20 protein-coding genes are annotated in these 21310 nt (G+C 73.8%); 10 read left to right on the forward strand and 10 right to left on the reverse strand.

Features of this window, described 5'->3' with window-relative positions:
• Positions 1 to 25: 25 nt before the first annotated feature.
• On the reverse strand, positions 26 to 3436 hold the full coding sequence (locus tag ACFWV2_RS09510; RefSeq protein ID WP_384404227.1) for a BTAD domain-containing putative transcriptional regulator: 3411 nt from the start codon (positions 3434 to 3436) through the stop codon (positions 26 to 28).
• Positions 3437 to 3575: 139 nt separating this feature from the next.
• On the opposite strand from ACFWV2_RS09510, the gene ACFWV2_RS09515 reads away from it, so the two are divergent.
• Positions 3576 to 4370 carry a site-2 protease family protein gene (locus tag ACFWV2_RS09515; protein ID WP_384404230.1) on the forward strand — a complete coding sequence of 265 codons (795 nt, stop codon included), beginning with the start codon at positions 3576 to 3578 and terminating at the stop codon, positions 4368 to 4370.
• Here ACFWV2_RS09515 and ACFWV2_RS09520 read toward each other — a convergent pair.
• Both ACFWV2_RS09520 and npdG read right to left on the reverse strand, forming a co-directional pair.
• On the reverse strand, positions 4367 to 4615 hold the full coding sequence (locus ACFWV2_RS09520) for a hypothetical protein (protein WP_384404233.1): 249 nt from the start codon (positions 4613 to 4615) through the stop codon (positions 4367 to 4369). The genes ACFWV2_RS09515 and ACFWV2_RS09520 overlap by 4 nt on opposite strands.
• Positions 4616 to 4665: 50 nt before the next feature.
• Positions 4666 to 5364 carry an NADPH-dependent F420 reductase gene (gene npdG, locus ACFWV2_RS09525; RefSeq protein WP_384404236.1) on the reverse strand — a complete coding sequence of 233 codons (699 nt, stop codon included), beginning with the start codon at positions 5362 to 5364 and terminating at the stop codon, positions 4666 to 4668.
• A 102-nt stretch (positions 5365 to 5466) separates the two neighbouring features.
• Between npdG and ACFWV2_RS09530 the strand changes: the two genes are divergently transcribed.
• Positions 5467 to 6069, forward strand: a complete 603-nt coding sequence (locus ACFWV2_RS09530) for a hypothetical protein (RefSeq protein WP_384404239.1) — start codon at positions 5467 to 5469, stop codon at positions 6067 to 6069.
• A 61-nt stretch (positions 6070 to 6130) separates the two neighbouring features.
• Positions 6131 to 7417, forward strand: a complete 1287-nt coding sequence (locus ACFWV2_RS09535; RefSeq protein WP_384404242.1) for an MFS transporter — start codon at positions 6131 to 6133, stop codon at positions 7415 to 7417.
• Positions 7418 to 7647: 230 nt separating this feature from the next.
• Here the strand turns inward: ACFWV2_RS09535 and ACFWV2_RS09540 are convergent, their stop codons facing one another.
• Entirely contained in the window at positions 7648 to 7878 is a 231-nt protein-coding gene (locus tag ACFWV2_RS09540; protein ID WP_360783551.1) for a hypothetical protein, read from the reverse strand.
• A gap of 61 nt (positions 7879 to 7939) precedes the next feature.
• On the opposite strand from ACFWV2_RS09540, the gene map reads away from it, so the two are divergent.
• On the forward strand, positions 7940 to 8797 hold the full coding sequence (map, locus tag ACFWV2_RS09545; protein WP_384404245.1) for a type I methionyl aminopeptidase: 858 nt from the start codon (positions 7940 to 7942) through the stop codon (positions 8795 to 8797).
• A gap of 114 nt (positions 8798 to 8911) precedes the next feature.
• Entirely contained in the window at positions 8912 to 9562 is a 651-nt protein-coding gene (locus ACFWV2_RS09550) for a heme oxygenase (biliverdin-producing) (protein WP_384404248.1), read from the forward strand.
• 60 nt (positions 9563 to 9622) lie between these two features.
• Here ACFWV2_RS09550 and ACFWV2_RS09555 read toward each other — a convergent pair whose 3' ends face one another.
• A complete protein-coding gene (locus tag ACFWV2_RS09555) occupies positions 9623 to 10291 on the reverse strand; it encodes a PhzF family phenazine biosynthesis protein (protein ID WP_384404251.1) in 669 nt (222 codons plus the stop codon).
• A 182-nt stretch (positions 10292 to 10473) separates the two neighbouring features.
• On the opposite strand from ACFWV2_RS09555, the gene efeO reads away from it, so the two are divergent.
• The gene (efeO, locus tag ACFWV2_RS09560) at positions 10474 to 11631 is read left to right on the forward strand and encodes an iron uptake system protein EfeO (protein ID WP_384404255.1); all 1158 of its coding nucleotides are present in this window, start codon (positions 10474 to 10476) and stop codon (positions 11629 to 11631) included.
• A 195-nt stretch (positions 11632 to 11826) separates the two neighbouring features.
• The gene (locus tag ACFWV2_RS09565; RefSeq protein ID WP_384404257.1) at positions 11827 to 12861 is read left to right on the forward strand and encodes a hypothetical protein; all 1035 of its coding nucleotides are present in this window, start codon (positions 11827 to 11829) and stop codon (positions 12859 to 12861) included.
• An 11-nt stretch (positions 12862 to 12872) separates the two neighbouring features.
• On the opposite strand, the gene ACFWV2_RS09570 is transcribed toward ACFWV2_RS09565, so the two are convergent.
• Together ACFWV2_RS09570 and ACFWV2_RS09575 are read right to left on the reverse strand one after the other, a co-directional pair.
• Complete coding sequence (locus ACFWV2_RS09570) at positions 12873 to 13652, reverse strand: bifunctional DNA primase/polymerase (RefSeq protein WP_384404260.1); 780 nt, start codon at positions 13650 to 13652, stop codon at positions 12873 to 12875.
• A gap of 114 nt (positions 13653 to 13766) precedes the next feature.
• Positions 13767 to 14387, reverse strand: coding sequence for a TetR/AcrR family transcriptional regulator (locus ACFWV2_RS09575; RefSeq protein ID WP_384404263.1), 621 nt, complete (start codon positions 14385 to 14387; stop codon positions 13767 to 13769).
• A gap of 156 nt (positions 14388 to 14543) precedes the next feature.
• Here ACFWV2_RS09575 and ddaH point away from each other — a divergent pair, with 156 nt between their 5' ends.
• Positions 14544 to 15374, forward strand: a complete 831-nt coding sequence (gene ddaH, locus ACFWV2_RS09580; protein ID WP_384404266.1) for a dimethylargininase — start codon at positions 14544 to 14546, stop codon at positions 15372 to 15374.
• Here ddaH and ACFWV2_RS09585 read toward each other — a convergent pair.
• Together ACFWV2_RS09585 and ACFWV2_RS09590 are read right to left on the reverse strand one after the other, a co-directional pair.
• Positions 15371 to 16363 (reverse strand): small ribosomal subunit Rsm22 family protein, encoded by a 993-nt coding sequence (locus tag ACFWV2_RS09585; protein WP_384404269.1) that lies wholly within the window; start codon positions 16361 to 16363, stop codon positions 15371 to 15373. The genes ddaH and ACFWV2_RS09585 overlap by 4 nt on opposite strands.
• A 9-nt stretch (positions 16364 to 16372) precedes the next feature.
• Positions 16373 to 17689: a Bcr/CflA family multidrug efflux MFS transporter gene (locus tag ACFWV2_RS09590; RefSeq protein WP_384404272.1), complete on the reverse strand. Its 1317-nt coding sequence runs from the start codon at positions 17687 to 17689 to the stop codon at positions 16373 to 16375.
• An 83-nt stretch (positions 17690 to 17772) separates the two neighbouring features.
• Between ACFWV2_RS09590 and ACFWV2_RS09595 the strand changes: the two genes are divergently transcribed.
• On the forward strand, positions 17773 to 18777 hold the full coding sequence (locus ACFWV2_RS09595) for a Gfo/Idh/MocA family protein (RefSeq protein ID WP_384404275.1): 1005 nt from the start codon (positions 17773 to 17775) through the stop codon (positions 18775 to 18777).
• Here ACFWV2_RS09595 and ACFWV2_RS09600 read toward each other — a convergent pair.
• The gene (locus ACFWV2_RS09600; protein ID WP_384404278.1) at positions 18764 to 20395 is read right to left on the reverse strand and encodes an alkaline phosphatase D family protein; all 1632 of its coding nucleotides are present in this window, start codon (positions 20393 to 20395) and stop codon (positions 18764 to 18766) included. The genes ACFWV2_RS09595 and ACFWV2_RS09600 overlap by 14 nt on opposite strands.
• 103 nt (positions 20396 to 20498) lie before the next feature.
• On the opposite strand from ACFWV2_RS09600, the gene ACFWV2_RS09605 reads away from it, so the two are divergent.
• The gene (locus tag ACFWV2_RS09605) at positions 20499 to 21275 is read left to right on the forward strand and encodes an SDR family oxidoreductase (protein WP_384404282.1); all 777 of its coding nucleotides are present in this window, start codon (positions 20499 to 20501) and stop codon (positions 21273 to 21275) included.
• Positions 21276 to 21310 lie beyond the last annotated feature (35 nt).

Here is a 21310-nt window from a genome sequence, read left to right on the forward strand (position 1 = left end):
CCGGCACGGCGGATCCCGACGGGGGTCAGGACTCGGCGCGCTCACTGATCGCGTCGGCGGCGCGACCGAGCAGGGCGGCGGCCTCCTCAAAGGAGAGGCCGTCGCCCTCGGCGTACGCCGCGGCGAAGGCGTCCTGGCCGAGGACGGACCGGGCCAGTTCGGTGGCCCGTTCCAGGTTCTCCCGTTCCGTCGGCGGCGACAGGTGCCCCGGCGGGAGCAGCCCGTCCCTGGCTCCGAGCAGCACCGCCCCGGTCCGCGCCCCCGGACCGCCGAGCCCGGCGAGCGCCCAGGCGGCGGTGACCAGATGGGTGGCGGGCATCTGCGGGGCGACCGTCATCGAGAGCGAGCCCAGGGAGCGCTCGTACGCCTCGGCGGCGAGGGCGAGCGCGGAGCCGTACCGGCCCTCCAGGTCGTCCAGCCAGCCGAGGCAGCCGAGGGTGAAGCCCTCGAAGAGCGACAGGGTCTCGGAGTCGAAGTCCCGCCGCAGCGCGAGGAAGTGCTCGCGGGCCTCGGCGGTGCGTCCGCTGCGGCCGAGCGCCAGACCGAGGAACATGCGGGTGCCCAGTTGGGGTTCGTGGCTCCGGCCGTGGGCGCCGTCCAGGATCTCGCGCAGGATCGCCTCGCCCTCCGCGAGCCGTCCGGTCTCGACGAGCGTGCCGGCGTACCGGGCCCGCAGGAGCGCCGTCTGCGCCTGCGCGCCGATCCGTTCGGCGTAGTCGATGGCGGCGGCGAAGTCCGCGGCCGACTCCTCGAACTCGAGCCGCCGTTCCCGGGCCTCCGCGCGGGAGGAGAGCGCCTCGGCCGCGCCCCAGGAGTCACCGAGCCGGACGAAGATCTCCAGGCTCTCGTCGGCGTCGCGGATCGCCGCACGTGCGAGGTCGCCCCGGTTGGCGAGCATGTTGGCGCGCAGTTGGAGGGCGTTGGCGAGGTCCCAGTCGTAGGCGTACCGGCGGCAGGCCTCGACGGTCGTGTCGAGGATCTCGTGGAGCCGGCCGGCCTCGCCGATGAGGAGGACCGCGAAGAACGCGAAGGAGCCGGGCAGCCGGCAGGTCTGGGGCAGGCCGGGGTCGTAGCCGGCGGTCATCTCGCGCAGCCGCCGCATGCCGGCGGGGCTGGTCCAGCGGCCGGTCTCGTGGTTCATGTTGATGAGTTCGACCAGGCGCACTCCGCGCCGGGCCTCCCAGCGGTGCTCGTCGGAGAGCGGCGGCGGCACGGCCGTGCACGGCTCGTGCAGGGGGACGACGGGGGCGGCGGGCGGTGCGAACGGGTCGGGTCCGAGGGCGGCGGCGGCCCGGGACCAGTGCAGGGCGTCGGTCCGCAGATCGCGCATCTGCCAGTACCAGAGCAGGGAGTGGACGAGGACGAGCGCCTCGTCCTCGTCGTGGGCGTCGACGGCCCGGCGCAGGGCGGTGCGGAGGTTGCCGTACTCGGTGGTGAAGCGGGCGATGGCGCCGGCCTGCCGCGCTCCGCGCAGCTCCGGGTCGGTGCGGCGGGCGAGCTCCCGGTAGTACGTGAGGTGGCGGCGCTCGGTCGCGGCCCGCTCCCCGGCCTCGTCGAGCCGCTCCCCGGCGTACTCGGCGACGGTCTCCAGAAGCCGGTACCGCATCCCGGCCTCGCCGGGCGCGGCCACGACGAGGGACTTGTCGACGAGGGACCCGAGCAGGTCGAGGACGTCGGCGGGGGTGGGGGCCCGCTCGACGGCGGGGGCACCTCCGGCGGCGGCGCCACCGGCCGTCGCGGGCGGGCCGGATCGCGCGCCCGGTCCCGCGGGGGCGGCGCACACCGCTTCCGCCGCCTCCAGGTCGGTGCCTCCGGTGAACACCGAGAGGCGGCGCAGGACGGCCCGTTCGGCGTCGTCGAGGAGGTCCCAGGACCAGTCGACGACCGCGCGGAGGGTCTGCTGGCGGGGCAGTACCGTCCGCGCGCCCGAGGTGAGCAGCCGGAAGCGGTCGTCGAGCCGCGCCGCGATCTGGCGCAGGGTCAGCAGCCGCAGCCTCGCCGCAGCCAGCTCGATCGCCAGGGGCAGGCCGTCCAGACGGCGCACGATCTCGGCCGCCGCCTCCGGGTCCTCATCGGTCCGGAACCCGGGCCGGACCGCCGCGCCGCGCTCACCGAGCAGCCGCAGGGCCGGCTCCGTGAGCAGCGGGCCCACCGGCCGCACGTTCTCCCCCGGCACCCCGAGCGGCTCCCGGCTCGTCGCCAGGACCCGGAGGCCGGGGCAGCGGGCGAGGAGGGTCTCGGCCAGTCCGGCGGCGGCCGCGACGAGGTGCTCGCAGTTGTCGAGGAGCAGCAGCATCCGGCGTCCCGCGCAGTGCTCGACGAGCCGGGCGAGCGGGTCGTTGCCGGTCCGCAACTCCTCGGCTCCGGCACCGCGCAGGACGGTCTCGCGGGCGCCGACGGCGGCGAGTACGGCCTCGGGGACGGCCTCCGGGTCGGTGACGGGGGCGAGTTCGGCGATCCAGACGCCGTCGGGCCAGGCCTCGGCCCCGCGTTCGGCGGCCTCCTGCGAGAGCCGGGTCTTGCCGGCTCCCCCGGGCCCGAGGAGGGTGACGAGGCGGGCCGTCCGCAGGTCCTCGCGGACGTCTGCGATCTCCTGGTCGCGTCCGACGAAGCTGGTGAGCCGGGCGCGCAGATTGCCCGGGACGGGGCCCAGCGGCCCCGGGGCGGGCGCCGGTGTCCCGGGGTCCTTCGTGTGGACCGGGCCGTGCTCGCGGGGTCCCGCGAGCAGCTCCGCGTGCAGGGCGCGGAGGGCCGGTGAGGGGTCCGTGCCGAGACGGTTGGCGAAGGCGCGCCGGACGGTCTCGTACGCGGCGAGGGCCTCGGCCGCGCGGCCGGTGTCCCGCAGGGCGCGGATCCGCAGGGCCTGGAGGGGTTCGTCGAGGGGGTGGGCCGCGCAGAGGGCGGTCAGCTCGGGAAGGGCCGCGGCCGCCTCGCCGAGCGCGAGGGCCGCGTCGAGCCTGGCCCGCCGGGCGTCGAGGCGCCGGGCCTCCCAGCGGGCGGCCTCGGCGTCCCGGTCCGGGAGGTCGGCGAGGGCAGGGCCGCGCCAGAGCCCGAGGGCCTCGTCGAGGAGGGCGGCGGCCCGTGCGGGGTCTCCGGCACCGAGCGCCGTCGTGCCCTCGGCGGTGAGGCGTTCGAAGCGGCGGGCGTCGACGTCCCCGGGGCGGGCGTCGAGCCGGTAGCCGCCCTCGGCGGAGACCACCCGGTCCCGGCCGAGGGCCTTGCGGAGCCGTCCGACGAGGGCCTGGAGTGCGGCGACGGCGTCGGCGGGCGGCTCGTCGCCGTGCCAGACCTCGTCGACCAGGTCGGGTACGGGCACGGTCCGGCCGGCCCTGAGGGCGAGGACGGTCAGCAGCGCGCGGACCCGGGGGCCGCCTACGGCCACGTCGGTGCCGTCGGGCGTGTGGGCGAGGGTGGGGCCGAGGACGGAGTAGCGCACGGGGCCCATTCTCCGTGAGAAGTCCCCCGACTCCGGAACTCGCCCCGTCCCCCGGTACGTTTCCCGCACACCGGGACCGGCAGGACCCCGTCGGACACGACTGCCGGCCCTCCGTCCCCGTCCCCTGGGAGCTCCCGCGATGACCACGGCCACCACCCGGCGCCACGAACGGCGGATCAGCCCCGTCTTCCTGGCGATCCTCGCCGTCATGGCCGTCACCGGCTGGGCGGTGTGGACGGACTTCGCCGCCTCGCCCGGCCTGGCCGTCTTCCTCTTCGTGACCTCGGCGTGGGTGGTGTCGCTCTGCCTCCACGAGTACGCGCACGCCCGCACCGCCCTGCACGGCGGGGACATCACGGTCGGCGCGAAGGGCTATCTGACCCTGAACCCGCTGGCGTACACCCATGCCGTCCTGAGCATCGTGCTTCCCGTGCTCTTCGTGATCATGGGCGGGATCGGTCTGCCGGGCGGCGCGGTCTTCATCGACCAGGGCCGGATCAAGGGCCGCTGGAAGCACAGTCTGATCTCGGCGGCGGGCCCGCTGACGAACGTGCTGTTCGCCGTGGTGTGCACGGCCCCGTTCTGGCTGGACGCGCTGGACGGGGTGCCGCCCGCGTTCCGGTTCGCGCTGGCGTTCCTGGCGTTCCTCCAGGTGACGGCCGCGCTCCTGAACCTGCTGCCGGTGCCGGGGCTCGACGGGTACGGGATCGTGGAGCCCTGGCTGTCGTACAGGGTGAAGCGGCAGATCGAGCCGTACGCGCCCTACGGTTTCTTCATCGTGATCGCGCTGCTGTTCGTGCCGGCTGTCAACGGGGCCTTCTTCGACGCGATCGACGCGCTGATGCGGTCGCTCGGGGTGCCGGACGCCTTCCGCTACTGCGGCTCGCAGCTGTTCCGGTTCTGGCAGGAGACCCCGGAGTTCTGCCGGGTCTAGCCCTCTACGGCGGCCGCGGCGGCGGCCTTGTCGACCTTCGCGCGGCGGAGGTAGTACCAGGCCATGTTGGAGGAGAGACCCGCGATCAGGATCCAGACGATGCCGAGGAAGCTGCCCTGGACGAAGGAGACGACGGCCGCGGCGACGGCCAGGGCGCAGACCACGAGGGCGTAGAGAGCGAGGCGGGGCATGGGGGTCGGCTCCTGTCCGGGTACGGCTGCTGGTGCCCGTCCAGTGTCCCCCATGCCCGGAGGCGTCCGGTCTCCGGCTCCGTCCTCCGCCCGGCCGGGCCCTCTCAGATGTCGGTGACGCGGAGCCCGGCGTGGGCCTTGTAGCGGCGGTTGACCGAGATCAGGTTGGCGACGAGCGACTCGACCTGGTGGGCGTTCCGCAGCCGGCCCGCGAAGACTCCCCGCATGCCGGGGATGCGGCCGGCGAGGGCCTGGACGAGCTCGACGTCGGCGCGCTCCTCGCCGAGGACCATCACGTCCGTGTCGATCTCCTCCAGGGAGCTGTCCTGGAGGAGGACGGCGGAGAGGTGGTGGAAGGCGGCGGCGACCCGGGAGTCCGGCAGGAGCGCGGCGGCCTGCTCGGCCGCGGAGCCCTCCTCGGGCTTGAGGGCGTAGGCACCCTTCTTGTCGAAGCCGAGCGGGTTGACGCAGTCGACGACCAGCTTGCCGGCGAGTTCCTCCCGCAGGGACTCCAGGGTCTTGGCGTGTCCGTCCCACGGCACGGCGACGATCACGATGTCGCTGCGCCGCGCGCACTCGGCGTTGTCGGCGCCCTCGACCCCGTGGCCGATCTCCGTGGCCACGTCCCGTGCGCGGTCGGCGGCGCGGGAGCCGATGACGACCTTCTGGCCGGCCTTGGCGAGCCGGTAGGCGAGGCCGCGGCCCTGCTCGCCGGTGCCGCCGAGGACGCCGACGACGAGGCCGGAGACGTCGGGGAGGTCCCACGGGTCCTTGGGGGCGGGCTTGCTGTCAGTCGTAGTCATGGACCCGACATTACCGAGCGGCCGGGCCGGGGGACTCCCGTACGGGTGGAACCGCCGCGACCTTCCGCGCGCCGGGCTCCGTCTGGTGCAGGATGCGGGCCCATGGATGCCGTACGGGTCGCGTTGCTGCGGGAAGTGCTCGCCGGGACGGAGTGGCCGGCGGCGGCCCGCCGGTTCGCGGGCGCGCTGCGGTCCTCCGTCGTCCGGCACCGGGACGGGCTGCTCCTGGTGGGCACGGAGGAGTACGAGCCGTGGCACCTGGCGGCCCACCTGGTCGACGAGTCCGCCTGGTCGGGGCTGCCGGAGCTGGCGCCGACGCTGGTACGGCACCGGGTGCGGCCGGGCGATCCGGCGCACCTGGCGGTCGGCCTCGGCCGGCTCCGGGCGGCGGGGCGCGGGGCGACGCTGCTGATGGTGGCGCCCGGGCGGCCGGACGCGGGGCTGCTCCAGCGGGTGCACGACGCCCGGCGGGCGGGGGCGACGGTGCTGGCGCTCGACGGGGGCGACGAGGAGGTGCGGGGGCTGGCGCACGAGACGCTCGCGGTGTCGGAGGGGGCGGAGGTCGACCTGGACACGGTGCAGCACCTGGTGAGCGCGGCGGCCGGGGAGAACAGCCTGCCGTCCCCCCGCGGGAGCCGGGGCTTCCGGGACCGTCTCTCGTCCCTCGTGGACCGGCTGACGGCCCCGCCGCCGGCCCGCTGGTAGCGGACGGGGGCACGGCTAATTCGGTTGCCTCCGGCGCCCTCCCACCGGAGCATGGCCCCTCGTGTCGTCCCCCTTCACGAAGATCTCCGCGCTGTTCCCCGATCTGGCACCGTGGCGCTCGTCCCCCGACTTCCGGCTGCTGTGGCTCCAGGGGCTCGTCACGTACTTCAGCAGCGCGATGGCGATGATCGCCCTGCCCTTGCAGATCAAGGAGCTGACGGGTTCGCCGCTCGCGGTCGGCGCGATGGGCGCGGTCGAACTGGTGCCGCTCGTGGTCTTCGGCCTGTACGGCGGGGCACTCGCCGACGCCGTCGACCGGCGGAAGGTGATCCTCGCGACCGAGGCGGGCCTCGGCGTCCTCGCCCTGGTCCTGCTGGTCAACGCACTGCTGCCGGAGCCGGTGCTGTGGCCGCTGTACGTGGTGGCGGCCGGCGTCTCGGCGCTCGCCGGGCTCCAGCGGCCGGCCCTGGACTCGCTGCTCGCCCGGATCGTGCCGCACGAGCAGCAGACGGCGGCGGCCGCGCTGAACTCGCTGCGCTGGCAGATGGGCTCGATCGCGGGCCCGGCCCTCGCGGGTCTGGTCGTGGCGTACGCGGGTCACGCGCCCGCGTACGGGGTGACGATCGCCGGTTTCGCGGTCTCGGTACTGATGTGCCGCCGGCTCTCCCCCGCGCCGCCCGCGCACGACGCGGAGAAGCCCTCACTGCGGGGCGTCGCGGAGGGGGCGCGGTACGCGTGGTCGCGGCCGGTCCTGCTGGGCACGTACGCGATCGACCTCGCCGCGATGTTCTTCGCCTTCCCGAACACGATCTTCCCGTTCCTGGCGGACGAGCTGGACGCGGACTGGTCGCTCGGCCTGATGTACGCGGCGGGCTCGGTCGGCTCCCTGGTGCTGGGGCTGACCAGCGGCTGGACCTCGAAGGTGCGACGGCACGGGCTGCTCGTGGTCGGCGGCGCGGCCGCCTGGGGTCTCGCCATCGCGGCGGCGGGCTGGTTCGGGAACATCTGGCTGGTCCTGCTCTGCCTCGCCTTCGCGGGAGCGGGCGACATGCTGAGCGGGCTCGGTCGGGCCACGATCTGGAACCAGACGATCCCCGAGGAGCTGCGCGGGCGGCTCGCCGGGATCGAGGTGCTCTCCTACAGCGTCGGCCCGCAGCTCGGCCAGGTCCGCGCGGGCGTGATGGCCGGCTGGACCGGGACCCGGTCGGCGGTCTGGACGGGCGGCCTGGCGTGCGTCGCCTCGGTGGGCCTGCTCTCCCTGGCGCTGCCGAAGCTCCTCACGTACGACTCCGAGACCGACGAGGACTCGCTGCGCCGCAAGGCACAGCAGGCGGCGGACCGCCGGTAAGCCACGCGGCGACGGAAGTCCGGGCCGGGGACCAGGGTGCGGGCCACGGCCGGGACGGAGGCCACGGCGGACCAGGGGCCACGGCCGGACCGGGGCGCTACGGCCAGGACGGGGGCCACGGCGGACCAGAGGCCACGGCCGGGACGAGGCGACGGCCGGGACCGTTCGAACGGTCCCGGCCGTGGTCCACCGGTCGCGCCCGTCCGCCGGGCGCGACCCAGGGACTCGTTCTAGCCCGGCGGCCGCTGCTTCCCGTCGCCGTCGTGCCAGCGCGGGTCGGTCTCCCACTCCTCGTTCCGCTCGCGGGCGGTCTCCATGGCGTGGTTGGCCTCCTCACGGCTGGTGTACGGACCGAAACGGTTCTTCGCCGGGCACTCGGGGCCCTCTTCGACCTTCTTGTGATCCAGGCAGTAGTACCATTCGCCCGGTTTGCCCGCCGTGCGCTTCTTGAACAGGGCCATCGTCGTCGGCTCCTTCCCTCAGGACCATGCTGCCCCAGACCCGGTCGTTAGACTCGCTGTCATGTCTGGCCAGTCGCTTCTCGTACCGGGGGAGCTCTCCCCCCACCGCTCCGTCCCGGGTTCCATCCGCCGCCCCGAGTACGTCGGGAAGCCCGCCCCGACCCCGTACACCGGGCCCGAGGTGCAGGACTCCGACACCGTCGAACGCATGCGGATCGCCGGCCGCATCGCCGCTCGGGCGATGGAGGAGGCCGCCAAGCACATCGCCCCGGGCGTCACCACCGACGAGCTCGACCGGGTCGCGCACGAGTTCATGTGCGACCACGGCGCGTACCCCTCCACCCTCGGCTACCGCGGGTTCCCGAAGTCGCTGTGCGCCTCGGTCAACGAGGTCATCTGCCACGGCATCCCGGACTCCACCGTCCTGCGGGACGGCGACATCGTGAACCTGGACGTCACGGCGTACATCAACGGCGTCCACGGCGACAACAACGCCACCTACCTCTGCGGCGACGTCGACGAGGAGTCGCGGCTGCTCGTCGAGCGGACCCGGGAGTCCCTGAACCGGGCCATCAAGGCGGTGAAGCCGGGCCGCCAGATCAACATCGTCGGGCGGGTCATCGAGTCGTACGCCAAGCGCTTCGGCTACGGCGTCGTCCGCGACTTCACCGGGCACGGCATCAACTCGTCCTTCCACTCGGGCCTGATCGTCCCGCACTACGACTCGCCCCACCACACCACCGAGATCAAGACCGGCATGACCTTCACCATCGAACCCATGCTGACGCTCGGCACGCACGACTACGACATGTGGGACGACGGCTGGACCGTGGTCACCAAGGACCGGAAGCGGACCGCGCAGTTCGAGCACACGCTCGTCGTGACGGAGAGCGGGGCCGAAATCCTCACGTTGCCCTGACCTCCCGGATGGGTACCGTCTTACCGACAGGACGTCGGGAACCAGTTGACTTAGGTAAGCCTAACTTGCCAGGATCGTCACTGGTTCCCGTCCCATCGGTCCCGGAGGCCCACCTTGGACACGCCCTTCTCGACGCTCATCCGCACGGCCTCGCACGAGCAGCACACCCAGGCGGAGACCTCGTCCTTCATGGGTGACCTCCTGGGCGGGCGGCTGGGCCTCGACGCCTACGCGCGCTACACGGAGCAGCTCTGGTTCGTGTACCGGGCGCTGGAGGAGGGCGCGGAGGCGCTTTGCGCGGACCCGGTCGCCGGGCCCTTCGTGCAGCCGGAGCTGTTCCGCACGACCGCCCTCGCGCAGGACCTCGCCCATCTGCGGGGTCCCGGCTGGCGCGTCGGGCTGTCGCCGCTGCCCGCCACCGCCGCGTACGCCGCGCGGGTCGCGGAGTGCGCCCGTGACTGGCCCGCCGGGTACGTGGCCCACCACTACACCCGCTACCTGGGCGATCTGTCGGGCGGTCAGATCATCCGCGACAAGGCGGAGCGCGCCTGGGGCTTCTCACGCAAGGGCGACGGCGTCCGCTTCTACGTCTTCGACGACATCCCCAACCCGGCGGCGTTCAAGCGGGCGTACCGGGAGCTGCTCGACGGGGTGAACGCCGACGACCTGGAGAAGCAGCGGATCGTCGACGAGTGCAAGCGCGCCTTCGCCTACAACAGCGCGGTCTTCCAGCAGCTGGGGGGCGAGTTCCCGCTGAGCGCGTGAGGGTACGGCGGGTGAGGGACGGCATGGGCGGTACGGCGGGCGAGGGCGGGCCCGTGGGCGTCAGCGCGTGAGCGTGCCTTCGAGGCGGACCCGGCCGCCCAACTCCACGATGCCGTCGGGGCCGGGCGCGGTGAGCAGCTGCGAACCCCTGCCCTGCGTGATGTTCAGGGCCCGGCCCAGCTCCGCCGTGAGCAGCAGCGCCGCCGCGCCGGTCGCCTCGTCCTCGTCGATGCCGTCGCCGCGTCCCGGGAAGGCTCGCGCCCTGATCCGGCCCGCGGCCTCCTCCTCCCAGGCCCAGGCGTAGACCCACTCCCCCGGTTCCGGCACGTCGAGGGCGTCCACCTCGGCGGCGGAGCCGTACCGGCGGAGCGTCCGGGGCGGTGCCCACTCGGCGCGCGCCTCGATCCAGGTGAACTCCCCGTCGCCGCGCGCCCACACCTCGCCGGCGGGCGGGTGGACGACCTCCAGGTCGAGCAGCCAGGCGGCGCCGACGAGCGGGTGTCCGGCGAACGGCAGCCGGACGCCGGGGGTGTAGATGTCGACGATCCCGCGCTCGGGATCGTCCACGAACACCGTCTCGCTGAAGCCGAGTTCCTTGGCGAGCGCCTGCCGGGAGGCCTCGTCGGGATGGGTACGAGCATCCCGTACGACTCCGAGGGCGTTGCCGTGCCCGCCGTCGCCCGCGCAGAAGACCCGGAGGACGTCGATGTCAGTGACGGTCGTGTTCATGGCGGAAATTGAACCATTCCGGGCCGCGCCGATGGGCGGGGAGTCCGTGGGACCGGCCGTGTCCGGTCCGGAGGGGAGGAGGGGCGCCTCACGGGACGAGCGGGGATGACGAGGGATGACGCGGTACGCCTCGGCTACGTTGGGTCCGTCTCAGCACCGCTGCCCCCGTTCCTGGAGTCCTCATGCGTGCCGTCCGCTCCTCCGTCGTCACCGCCGCCGTGACCGCGGTCGCTCTGACCGCCGTCGCGGGCTGCACCGGGGAGAGTGATGCCAAGGGAGGGGACGGCACGATCACCGTCGTCGCCAAGGACGACTCCTGCGAGGTGTCGAGGAAGCAGTTCCCGGCCGGCCAGGTGGAGCTGGTGGTCGAGAACCGCGGCTCCAAGGTCACCGAGGTCCGCGTCCTCCACCCGGACGACCGGATCGTCACCGAGCGCGAGAACATCGGCCCCAGCACCAGGGCCACCGTCACCGCCGGGATCAAGGCCGGTGCCTACGCGATCGTCTGCAGGCCCGGCATGACCGGCGAGGGCATCCGCCGGCAGGTCCGCGCCACCGGTGGCGGCGCCACCGCGCCGAAGCGCTCCCCCGAGAGGGACGCGGTCGTCGCCGCCTACCGCCAGTACGTCCAGGCGCAGGCCGACGCGACCCTCCCCAGGGCGAAGGTCTTCACCGACGCCGTCCGCGCCGGTGACATCGAGGCCGCGAAGAAGGCCTACGCCGAGTCCCGCGTCGGCTGGGAGCGCAGCGAGCCGGTCGCCGAGTCCTTCGGTGACGTCGACCTCCGGGTCGACCTGCGCGAGGACGGTCCGGGGGAGGGCCAGGACCCGGCCAAGGACTGGACGGGCTGGCACCGCCTGGAGAAGGCGCTCTGGCAGGACAGGAGGATCGGCGCCGCGGAGAAGACCCTCGCCGACACCCTGGACAAGGACCTCGCGGACTGGGCCGAGCGGGTCGGCAGGGCCGAGATCACCCCGGCCTCCATGGCCGACGGCGCCGGGGAGCTCCTGGAGGAGGTCGCCACCGGCGCGGTCACCGGCGAGGAGGAGCGCTCCTCGCACACCGACCTCGTCGACTTCAAGGCGAACGTCGAGGGCGCGCGGAAGTCCTTCGACCTGCTGAAGCCGGTCGCCTCGAAGAAGGACCCGAAGCTCGTCGCCCGACTGGACGAGCGGTTCGCCGCGCTGAACGCCCTGCTCGACACGTACCGCGCGGACAAGAACGGTTACGCCTTCACCTCGTACGACAAGGTCGGCAAGGCCGAGCGCAGGGAACTGTCGGACGGGGCGGGCGCGCTGGCCGAGCCGCTTTCCCGGCTCGCCGTCGCCGTCGCCACGTAGCCGCTCCGCACGGATTCCGTCGGCGTCGCCCCGGCCGGCCGCGCGTACGTGCCGTACGAGGAGGCCCGTACCGACGCGAACCGACGGTGCTTCAGGTCACGGTGTAGACCCCGTATCCGGTCCTGACGCTCGCGCTGTTCCTGATCCCGATAGGGTCTGGTCCGTCCGTGCGGGTGAAGAAGCAGAAGGCGACCGATGAGAAGGCTGAGGCTGAGGCGAGCGCCGAGACCGCTTGAGCGGCTTGCGGCACGGCCTGCGAGACTCCTCGCCGCCACGGCGGCGGTGACCGTCCTGGCGCTGACGGCGGGCGGCTGCGTGACCGTCCACGGCGAGCTGGCCCTGCTGCCGCCGGCGACGCGGGCCGAGGCGGCGCAGGCCCTCGCCGACTTCACGAGCGCCTACAACCGGGCCGACAAGGCCTACGACCCGGCCCTGGACGCGGGCAGGGTCACCGGCCCCCTGGGGGAGATCAACCAGGCGGGTCTGCGCGCACGCGCGATCACCGACCCCGGGGGCAACGCGAACCACCAGCCCCTCGAACTGACGGACGCGCGGTTCGTCCTGCCCCGTAAGGCGGGCTGGCCGCGCTGGTTCCTGGCGGACGCCGACCCCAACCGGGACGTCGACGACGGTCCGGGTGACCAGCGCTGGCTCCTCGTCTTCGTACGCAACGGGCCACAGCAGCTGTGGGAGGTCGCGCACCTGGTGGTCCTCGGCCCTTCGGCGGTGCCGGAGTTCGCCGAGGAGGGCGGGTACGCGGTGCCGGTCGCAGCGGACACCGGGGCGCTCGCGGTCGCGCCCGAGGACCTGGGCGAGCGGTACGCGTCGTACCTGAAGGACGGGCGGGAGGGGACGTTCGCGGCGGGGCCGCACACCTCGCAGTGGCGGGAGCAGCGGCAGAAGTCGGCCAAGCGGCCGGGGCTCGCCACCCAGTACCTCGACCGGGCCGCGAACCAGGGCGACTTCGCGCCGCTGGGGCTGCGGACGAAGGACGGCGGCGCGTTCGTGTTCTTCGCGACCCGGGTCTTCGAGCGGCAGACGGCGGCGCCGGGCTACCGGCCCAAGGTCGACCCGGGCGTCAAGGCGCTGCTGACCGGCGAGGTCGGGAACACGGTCACCAAGGAGTGGGTGTCGAACCAGGTGGCCCTGGTGAAGCCCGCGGGCACGGCCCGCGACGGCGTCACCGTCACGGGCCGGCTCCAGGGCGTGGTGGGCGCCGAGGGCTCGTAGGGGCCGGCGGATCAGCGCGTGAGGGGCCAGGCGATCTCGTGGCCCGGGTGCTCGCCGTCCCCGTCCGCCTCGCGCTCCGCCGCGTGGCGCGCGCAGGCGTCCTGGAGGGTCTCCAGGAGGTTCAGCGGGTCGGGCAGCGGGTGCTCGGGCCCGCGGAGCCAGGCGACGACCGGGTGGGCGCTCTCGTCGCCGGGGAGCCGTGCGGGCGGTACGAGGACGTAGCTGCCGCGGCAGTGCCAGCGGAGCCCCGGGTGCTCGTCCATGGTCTCGGGGTGGCAGTCGAGCTCACACGGCCACCACTCGTCCTCGTCCTCGGGGGTGCCGCGGGTGGCGGTGAAGAACAGCATCCGCCCGCCGAGGGCGTCGGCCTCCGCGGACTCGGCGACCGGCCCGACCTCGACACCGGCGGCGAGGAGGCGGTCGAGGGCGGCGCGGCCGGCGGCCATCGGTACGTCGAGGACGTCGTGGACCATGCCGGTGGCGGTGATGAAGTTCGCCTCGGGCGCGTTCCGCGCCCAGCGCTCGATCTGGGCCTGGTCGGTGGTCGACTGGGTCTGCCAGGCGAAGGAGACGGGGTGCCGGGCGGGGGTCGGGCAGCCGATCCGCTCACAGGAGCAGCTGTAGCCGACGGGGTACGCGGCGGGGGCGAGGGGCAGTCCCGCGGCGGCGGCGGCCAGGAGGAGCTTCTCGCGGTCGCTCTCGTCGTCGGCCGCGGTGCGTTTGGGGCGCCTGCGCAGCCATTGTGCGAGTTTGCTCTCCGTGCCGCGGTAGCGGCCGATGCCGTCGCCCATCTATCCCCTCACACCTCATGCTCGCCCGTTCGGCTCTTCCCATGGTCCCACCATCCTGGGCCTCGGGTGACCGGAGTGCGGAACCGGGGTGCTCGTCCGGGTCCCGGGCCGGGCTCAGGGCCTCGGGGCGAGGCCGCGCAGGGCCAGGTCGACGAGGGTGTCGGCGTAGGCGTGGGTGAGGGGCAGGGTGCGGTGGATCCAGCGGTGGTGGAGGGGGCCGACGAGCAGTTCGAGGGCGGTGCGGGGGTCGATGCCGGGGTCGACGTCGCCGGCGGCCTGGGCGGCCTCGATGCGGCGGGCGTAGTACTGGAGCTGGGGTTCGAGGAGCGCGGCGGTGAAACGGGCGCCGAGTTCGGGGTCGACGACGCCCTCGGCGGCGAGGGCGCGGGTGGGGCCGTCGACGGCGGGGTCGTTCAGCTCGTCGACGGTGGCGCGCAGGACGTGCTTGAGGTCGGCGGCGAGGTCGCCGGTGTCGGCGATCTCGCCGCCGGCGTCGCCGCCGAGGGCTTCGGCGGCGCGGGTCTGGAGGTCGAGGAAGGCGTCGAGGAGGACGGCCGCCTTGGAGGGCCACCAGCGGTAGATGGTCTGCTTGCCGACGCCGGCGCGGGCGGCGATGCCCTCGATGGTGGTCTTCGCGTAGCCGGTCTCGGTGACGAGGGCGAGGGCGGCGTCGAAGATGGCGCGGCGGGAGCGTTCGCTGCGGCGGGAGGCGTCGGGGGCCTTGGGCTCGGGCATGGGCCCAATCTAGCAGCAGGCGAGACGCCGCGTCTCGCCTGAGGGGGTGGGGTCCGAACCACCCGAACGGTCCACAGCGTGCGGGGCTCCGAAGGCGGACCATGGGGTCCACCGTTCCGCGGTTCTTCCGCCCACCCCGTCCGTGAGGAGCCCTCGTTGCGCCCCACTCCGCGCTCGTCCTCGCCCCGCCGTTACCTGATGTGCCCACCCGCGCACTTCACGGTGACGTACTCCATCAACCCCTGGATGGACCCCACGAAACCGGTCGACCTGCCGCTCGCCCTCGCCCAGTGGGAGGACCTGCGCGACCGCTATCTGGCGCTCGGCCACACCGTCGAGCTCCTCACCCCCGACCCGGCGCTGCCGGACATGGTCTTCGCGGCGAACGGCGCCACCGTCGTCGAGGGCCGGGTCCTCGGCGCGAGGTTCGCCCATGCCGAGCGCGCCGCCGAGGCCGAGGCGCACCTGGCCTGGTTCCGCGCGAACGGCTGGGCGCACGAGGACGTCCGGGCCCCGGAGCACGTGAACGAGGGCGAGGGCGACTTCGCCGTCACCGCCTCCTGGATCCTCGCCGGGCGCGGCTTCCGCTCCAGCCCGCTCTCCCACGACGAGGCGCAGGAGTTCTTCGGCCGCCCGGTGATCGGCCTGGAACTGGTGGACCCGCGCTACTACCACCTGGACACCGCTCTGTGCGTCCTGGACGACGCCCGCGACGAGGTCATGTACTACCCGGACGCGTTCTCGCCCGGGAGCCGCGCGGTCCTCGCCCGGCTCTTCCCCGACGCCCTGATCGCGACGGAGACGGACGCGGCGGCCCTCGGCCTGAACGCGGTGAGCGACGGGCGCCACGTCCTGCTCCCCCAGGCGGCGGTGGGCCTCTACGACCCCCTGCGCCGACGCGGCTTCGAACCGATCGGCATGGACCTGGGCGAACTCCTCAAGGGCGGCGGCAGCGTGAAGTGCTGCACCCAGGAGCTGCGGCCCTAGGGGGTGTCCGGAGCGTCACCCTGCGGCCAGGAGTCGCCCCAGTCGGCGTCGCGGGCCTGCTTGTACCGGGGCCCGTGGCGCTTGGTGACCGTCTCGCGGGCGAGTCCCCCGGGGCCGCACAGGTCGAGGAGGACCAGGCCCTTGCGGATCTGGGGCCGGCGGGTGACGCGGGAGACCGTCGGGGTCGCCGGCTCCCTGGTCGCCGCCACGTAGCTGTACTTCTCGTCCTCGTACGGCAGCGAGCCGCCCTTCACCTGCCGGTGCAGCGAGGAGCGGCTCACCCGGGCGGAGAAGTGGCACCAGTCCGTGCCCGGCTCGATCGGGCAGGCCCCGCTGTGCGGGCAGGGCGCGGCGACGGTGAACCCGGCGTCGATCAGCAGGGTGCGGGCGGCGATGATCCGCTCGTAGCCGTCGGGGGTGCCGGGCTCCACGATCACCACCGTCCGCGCGGCCCGTGCCGCCTCGGTGACGAGCGCCGCCCGGTCGGCCTCGGTCAGCTCCTTGAGGACGTACGAGACGGTGACGAGGTCCGTGTCCGCGAGCCGGAGCGCGCCGCCGATCCTGGCCGTGCGCCACTCGGCGTCCAGGGCCCCGGCCGCCAGTTCGCGGCCGAGCGCGAGGGCCGGTTCCGCCCAGTCGAGGACGGTCGTGCGGGGCGGCCTGTCCTCCCACGCCTCGGCGACGGCCCAGCTCGCCGCGCCCGTACCGCCGCCGACGTCGGTGTGGGTACGCGGCTCCCAGTCGGGCGCGGCCTCGCGCAGGGCGCCGAGGGCGCCGCGTACCGCTTCGAAGGTCGCCGGCATCCGGTACGCGGCGTACGCGGCGACGTCGGAGCGGTCGCGCAGCACGGGGACGTCCGTCGGGGTGGTCCCCCGGTAGGTGGCGATCAGCCGTTCGACGGCCTGGGCGGCCCGGTGGGGCGGCAGCCCGTCGAGGAGGCCGGCGAGGGCGGCGCGCAGGGAGTCGGCGGAGGGGGCGGAGGCGTTCACCGAGACAGTCTAGGCGGCCGGGTCGTGGGTCCCCGCTGCCGCCGGGGCCTGGACTGCCGCCGCTCCCGGGGCCGCCTGCCACGGGCGGCAGAGGCCCAGGAAGCAGGCGACGGCGAGGACGGCGCAGGTGAGCTGGACGACCGCCATGGGGACGGCGGTGTGTTCACCCGCGATGCCGACCAGCGGGGAGGCGACGGCGCCGATGAGGAACGACGTGGTGCCGAGGAGCGCGGAGGCCGATCCGGCGGCGTGCGGGGTGCGCATCAGGGCCTGGGCGTTGGTGTTCGGCATGGCGAGGCCCATCGCGGACATGAGGACGAACAGTCCGGCGGCGACGGGCACGAGCCCGACCTCGCCGAAGACGCCGCTGGTCATGAGGAGCAGCGCGAGCGCGGCGAGGAGGATGGTCCCGAGGCCCCAGCCGAGTGCCTTGTCGAGGCTGACGCGGCCGACGAGCAGCTTGCCGTTGATCTGGCCGACGGCGACGAGCCCGATCGAGTTGAGCCCGAAGAGCAGGCTGAAGGTCTGCGGGGAGGCGCCGTAGATCTCCTGGACGACGAACGGGGAGGCCGAGATGTACGCGAAGAGGGCCGCGAAGGCGAGGCCTCCGGTCAGCATGTAGCCGGCGAAGACCCGGTCGGCGAGGAGGCCCTTCATGGTCCGCAGGGCCTGGCCGACGCCACCCTCGTGCCGCCGTTCGGCGGGCAGCGTCTCACCGAGGAAGCGCCAGACGACGACGGTGAGGAGGACGCCGATCACGGTGAGGACGTGGAAGACGCCCCGCCAGTCGGTGATCCGCATGATCTGGCCGCCGATGAGGGGCGCGATGATCGGGGCGGCGCCGGAGATCAGCATGAGGGTGGAGAAGAAGCGGGCCATCTCCACGCCGTCGTAGAGGTCGCGGACGACGGCGCGGGCGATGACGATGCCGGCGGCGCCCGCGAGGCCCTGGAGCAGCCGGAAGCCGATGAGGAGTTCGACGGTGGGCGCGAGCGCGCAGACGGCGGTGGCGAGGACGTACACGACCATGCCGGCGAGCAGCGGGCGACGGCGCCCCCACTTGTCGCTCATGGGGCCGACGACGAGCTGGCCGAAGGCCATGCCGGCGAGGCAGGCGGTCAGGGTGAGCTGGATGGTGGCGGCGGGGGCGTTCAGGGCGCCGGTGACCTCCGGCAGCGCCGGCAGGTACATGTCCATGGAGAGCGGGGGAAGAGCGGTGAGCCCGCCCAGGACGAGGGTGACGAGCAGCCCGGCCCGTCGGGCCGCCTCGACCGGGATGGTTTGGATTATGTGCCCTTGTGTTGCCTTCTGGCCGCTCTCTGGCATCGACCGCTCCATTTCGTTGAAACCTTGCCTATGCTCTCAGCTCGACCGGCATGGTCGAGGCCTCTCAGGGATGGGTGGGGAACATGAGCGAGAAGGTGCGCTGGGGAATCCTGGCGACGGGCGGCATAGCGGAGCGGTTCACGACGGACCTGCTGACGCTCGACGGCGCGGAGGTCGTCGCCGTGGCCTCCCGGACGGAGGCGTCGGCGAAGGCCTTCGCCGACCGGTTCGGGATCCCGAGGGCGTACGGGGACTGGGCCGGGCTCTTCGCCGACGACGACGTCGACGTGGTGTACGTGGCGACTCCGCACCACGCCCACCGGGAGGCGGCCGGCCGCGCCCTGGAGGCGGGCAAGGCGGTCCTGTGCGAGAAGGCCCTCACGCTCAACGCGCGCGAGGCACAGGAGTTGGTCACGCTCGCCCGGGACCGTGGTCTCTTCTTCATGGAGGCCATGTGGATGTACTGCAACCCGCTCGTCCGGCGGCTCGTGGAGCTGGTCCGCGGCGGGGTGATCGGTGAGATCAGGACCGTACAGGCGGACTTCGGGCTCGTGGGCCCGTTCACGGCGGACCACCGGCTGCGGGACCCCGCGGTGGGCGGCGGGGCGCTGCTCGACCTGGGCGTGTACCCCGTGTCGTTCGCGCAGCTGCTCCTGGGCGAACCGGACAGCGTCCAGGCGCACGCGCTGCTCTCGCCGGAGGGCGTCGACCTGAACACCGGCATGCTCCTCGGCTGGTCGGACACGGGGGCTTCGGCGCTGCTGTCCTGCTCGCTCGTCGCGGACACCCCGCTGACCGCGTCCGTGACGGGCACGCTCGGCCGGATCGACCTGCCGCGCGGCTTCTTCTTCCCCGAGCGGTTCACCCTGCACCGGGACGGCCGTGAGCCGGAGGAGTTCGTGAACACGGACGACCCGCACTCCCTGCGCCACGAGGCGGCCGAGGTCATGCGCTGCCTGCGGGCGGGCGCGACCGAGTCCGCGCTCGTCCCCCTCGACGGCTCGCTCGCCGTGATGCGGACGCTCGACGCGGTACGGGACCGCATCGGCGTCCGCTATCCGCAGGAGGCACTGGTCACGCCGGTGTGAGACCCGGGTCGCCCGCCTCCGTCACGAAGGAGGCGGCCGTGGTGACGGGGGCGCCCGGGGTCGTCACGTACGGCACCGTACGGAAGTCGGCCCGGGCGGCCTCGGTCCCGAGGGCCACCGTCACGTAACCGCGCCGGCCGTTGAAGAACCGCAGGTGCGGGTTGGCCTGCATGAGCCGGTCGTAGTTGGCGGGCCGGTCGGCACCGTCCTTGCCGCTGGTGATCGAGGTGGCGACGATCTCGGTGCCGACCGTCCGGGAGGCCGGGTCGCGGAAGTCGGCCTTGAGGTCGAGGCCGTAGCCGACGTGGACGTCGCCGGTGAGCACCATCAGGTTCTCGACGCCGGCGGCCTCCGCGCCCGCGAGGAGCCGCCGCCGGGAGGCCGGATAGCCGTCCCAGGAGTCCATCGAGAGCTTGAAGTCGGCGGTGGGCCGGTCCCGGCGCTCGGCGAACACGACCTGCTGCGGCAGGACGTTCCAGCGGGCGCGGGAGGCCCCCCAGCCGTCGAGCAGCCACCGCTCCTGGGCCGCGCCCGTCATCGTCCGCGACGGGTTCTCGGACTCGGGCCCCGGGACCTGCCAGCCGTCCCCGTACGCCTGGTCGGAGCGGTACTGGCGGGTGTCGAGGATGTCGAACTGGGCGAGGCTCCCGAAGCGCAGCCGGCGGTAGAGCCGCATGTCGGGGCCCACGGGCCGCTGGGGCGCGCGCAGGGGCTGGTGCTCCCAGTAGGCACGGTAGGCGGCGGCGCGGCGGAGCAGGAACTCCTCGGGCGGGACGTCGTTCTCCGGGGTGCCGCCCGCGTAGTTGTTCTCGGTCTCGTGGTCGTCCCAGGTGACGACGAACGGGTGGGCGGCGTGCGCGGCCCGCAGGTCGGGGTCCGACTTGTAGAGGCCGTAGCGCAGCCGGTAGTCCTCCAGGGTGACCGTCTCGCGGTTGAAGACGGCCGGGAGGGTGCGGTCGGTGTAGGCGCGGGCGCCGCCGGTGGCGTTCACGGCGTACTCGTACAGGTAGTCGCCGAGGTGGAGGACGAGGTCGACGTCCTCCTCCGCGAGGTGGCGGTAAGCCGTGAAGTACCCGTCGTGGTAGGCCTGGCAGGAGACGGCGGCGAGTTTCAGCGCGGAGGTGCGGGCCCAGGGCGCGGGCGCGGTGCGGGTGCGTCCGACGGGGCTGGTCCAGCCGCCGGCGCGGAAGCGGTAGAAGAACTCGCGGTCGGCGTCGAGGTGGTCGACCTCGACGTGGACGGTGTGGCCGAACTCCGGGTGCGCGGTGGTCCGGCCGCGCCGCACGGTCCGGGTGAAGCGCTCGTCACGGGCGAGTTCCCACTGCACGGAGACCCGGGCGGCCGGCAGCCCGCCGCCCGGCTCGAAGGGGTGGGGGGCGAGCCGCGTCCAGAGCAGTACGGACCCGGGCAGGGGGTCGCCGGAGGCCACCCCCAGGGTGAACGGGTCCTCGGTGAGTCGTCGGCCGTCGAGCTCCGCGGCGGCCGCGGCGCCGGCCGCGGGCAGCTGGGTGGCGAAGGCGAGCGCGGCGGCGGCTCCGGTGACGGTGAGGAACCCGCGGCGCCCGAAGTGCCGTGCGGCGGCGCGTAGTTCGTCCGCGTGCTGGTGTAGGTGGTTCATGTGCCCCTCCCCGGAACGGATGCTGTCCGTCCGTCATTCGAGGGGGGCCCGACGACCTCACGTTGTCGGGTACAGAACATCCACGTGTCGGAACGATGAGTTCATGGGGCACACGTCTCGCGTACGCTGCGCGCCCATGAGCATCGCAGTGGTGACGGGAGCGGGGTCGGGCATCGGCCGGAGCGTGGCGCTGGCCCTCGCGGCGGCCGGCTGGTCGGTGGCCCTCGCGGGGCGCCGGGCGGAGGCCCTGGAGGAGACGGCGGCGGCCGCGCCTTCCGCCGAGGTGCTGTGCGTCCCGACGGACGTCACCTCCGCCGAGCAGGTCACGGCCCTCTTCGCCGCCGTACGGGACCGCTACGGCCGGGTCGACCTGCTCTTCAACAACGCCGGTACGTTCGCGGGCGGCGGCGTCCCCGTCGAGGACCTGGACCCGGCCACCTGGCGGGCGGTCGTCGACGTCAACCTGACGGGGTCGTTCCTCTGCGCCCAGGCCGCCTTCCGGACCATGAAGGACCAGGACCCGCAGGGCGGCCGGATCATCAACAACGGCTCGGTCTCCGCCCACGTACCGCGCCCGCACTCGATCGCGTACACGGCGACGAAGCACGCGATGACGGGCCTGACGAAGTCCCTGTCGCTCGACGGGCGCCCGTACCGGATCGCCTGCGGCCAGCTCGACATCGGCAACGCGGCGACCGAGATGACGGCCCGCATGCAGACCGGCATCCTCCAGGCCAACGGCGAACTGGCGGCGGAACCGGTGATGGACGCGGCGGACGTGGCGGCGACGGTGGTGCACATGGCGTCCCTGCCGCTGGAGGCGAACGTGCAGTTCGCGACGGTGATGGCGACGGGGATGCCGTACATCGGGAGGGGCTGACCCGCCCGGGGTCAGCCCCTCAGCCGGTCAGCTCC

The sequence above is a fragment of the Streptomyces sp. NPDC058671 genome (assembly GCF_042716475.1).
Lineage (GTDB): Bacteria > Actinomycetota > Actinomycetes > Streptomycetales > Streptomycetaceae > Streptomyces.